Origin of the sequence: Nakamurella sp., from assembly GCF_048594475.1 — a bacterium.
Taxonomy (GTDB): domain Bacteria; phylum Actinomycetota; class Actinomycetes; order Mycobacteriales; family Nakamurellaceae; genus Nakamurella.
In genome coordinates this window covers 1-2,233 of the sequence record NZ_JBMDXT010000012.1, presented here as the reverse complement: position 1 = coordinate 2,233, position 2,233 = coordinate 1, and the positions used below count along the sequence as shown (strand labels likewise).

At 73.4% G+C, this 2,233-nt stretch carries 2 protein-coding genes; both read left to right on the top strand.

The window, feature by feature from the left end; translation table 11 throughout:
- The first annotated feature begins 135 nt into the window (after window positions 1-135).
- A complete protein-coding gene (locus tag ACOJUF_RS00705; protein ID WP_420119944.1) occupies window positions 136-1,014 on the top strand; it encodes a branched-chain amino acid ABC transporter permease in 879 nt (292 codons plus the stop codon).
- Entirely contained in the window at window positions 1,011-2,156 is a 1,146-nt protein-coding gene (locus ACOJUF_RS00700) for a branched-chain amino acid ABC transporter permease (RefSeq protein ID WP_420119943.1), read from the top strand. Before ACOJUF_RS00705 ends, ACOJUF_RS00700 begins: the two co-directional genes overlap by 4 nt.
- Window positions 2,157-2,233: the final 77 nt, after the last annotated feature.

Here is a 2,233-nt window from a genome sequence, read left to right as displayed (position 1 = left end):
CGACCCCGGCCGGGGCGTGCACACGGGCGCCGCGGCCGCCCTGCGGGCCGACGAGGCCCGCGTGGACGCGCGGGTGGGGGGGGGGGCGGCGCCGGCCGCCGCGGCACCCACCCGGCCGGCCGGAGGTGCCGCGACATGAGCACGCTGATCCTGATCCTGGTCACCGGGGTCGGTCTGGGCGCGCTGTACTTCCTGGTCGCGTCCGGACTCTCGCTCATCTACGGGCTGATGCACGTCCTGAACTTCGCCCACGGCGCATTCCTGACCGCGGGCGCGTACGCGTCCTGGGTGGCGATCGGGCAGCTGTCCGGGTTGGGTGGCTGGGCATTCCCGCTGGCCGTCCTGATCGGCATGGTCGTCGGCGCGATCATCGGTGCGGCGGTCGAGTTCTGCCTGATCCGGCCGCTCTACCGGCGGCACATCGAGCAGGTGCTGGTGACGGTGGGTCTGGGCCTGATGGCGGTCGCCCTGTTCACCGGCATCTGGGGCGCCGACCCCCAGCCGTTCCCGCGGCCGGAATGGACCCGGTCGACCACCGACATCGGCGGGGCGGCGATCCCCAATGACCGGTTCCTGCTCATCGCGGCGGCCGGCGTGCTGCTCGTCGGGCTCCTGGCCCTGCTGCGGTACACCCGGATCGGCCTGGTCATCCGGGCCGGGGTGGAGAACCGCACCATGGTGCAGGCTCTGGGCATCGACGTGCGCCGCACGTTCACCCTGGTCTTCGCGCTGGGCGGGGCGGCGGCCGCGCTCGGCGGCGTGCTCGGCTCGGTCTATCTCGGCTCGGTGTCCCCCGGGCAGGGCACGGCGCTGCTCATCTTCGCGTTCATCGTGGTGGTGATCGGCGGGTTCGGCTCGATCGGCGGCACCGCGATCGCCGCGCTGCTGGTCGGGCTGGTGCAGCAGATGGCCAATTACTACGTGGGTTCCGGCATCGGTGACGTGTCGGTGGTGCTGCTGCTCGCGGCGGTGCTGCTCGTCCGCCCGGCCGGCTTGACGGGCAGGACGGCATGACCGATCTCGCGAGCAAGCTCACCGACCGCACGATCCGCTCGACCGGCGCGCCCCCCTCCCGGCGGGCCGGCGTGATCGGCCGATTGCCCGTGCTGATCCCGCTGGCCGTCCTGGTGCTGCTGATCTTTCTGCCCTGGATGCAGTTCTCGATCCCCGGCGTGCTGCCCGGGGTGGTGAACTCCCCCGGGTCGATGCAGTTGCTGGCCCTGTGCCTGGTGACGGCCGGGATCGCGCTGAGCTACGACGTGCTGTTCGGGCGGACCGGGCTGCTGTCCTTCGGGCACGCGCTGTTCGTCGGCGCGGGGGCGTACTCGGCCGCCATCGCGCTGGGCCGGTGGGGACTGTCGCTGCCCGTGGCCCTGCTGGTGGTGCTGGCCTTCGCCGTCGCGCTGCCGCTGGTGATCGGCGCGATCGCGCTGCGGGTCAAGGGGATCGCCTTCGCGATGGTGACGCTGGCGTTCGCGCAGGCGGTGGCGATCACCGCGGCCCGCAACCCGGGCGGGTTGACCGGCGGGGAGGAGGGCCTGTCGCTGAACCGGTCGGCGTTGCCGGCGATCCTGTCCGGGGTGGTCAATGCGCCGTACCGCTACTGGCTGGCGCTGAGCTTCCTGGTCGTCTGCGTCGTCGTCGTGTGGTGGCTGACCGCCGCCCGCACCGGTCACGCCTGGGCCGCGGTGCGGGAGAACGAGGACCGCGTCGAGGTGCTGGGACTGTCGGCCTTCCGGACCAAGTTGACCGCCGTGGTGGTGGCCGGATTCCTCGGCACCCTGGGCGGTTTCGTCCAGCTCATCATCATCGGGGGGGCCAACCCGCACCTGCTCTCGACCGAGCTGACCCTCTCGCTGCTGATCATGGTGGTCCTCGGCGGCGCCGGCAGCCGCTGGGGCGCGGTGCTCGGCGGCATCGTCTACGTGCTGCTGGACAACCGGCTGCAGGAGCTGTCCACGTCCTCCACCATCGCCGACCTGCCCGCGTTCCTGCGCATCCCGCTGAGCCAGCCGGTGTTCGTGCTCGGCCTGCTGTTCGTGCTGGTCGTCTACTTCGCCCCCGGCGGCCTGACCGCCATCGGCGGCCGGATTCGGCGGCGGCTCGCCGGCCGGCCGAATGCCGCCACGCGGAAGGCCGGCCGGACGGCCGACTGAACGGCGTGGGGGGGGGGGGGGGCCGGCCGCCCCCGGGGGGGGGAGCGGCGGGGGGGGGCGCCCCCCCGCCCCCCCCC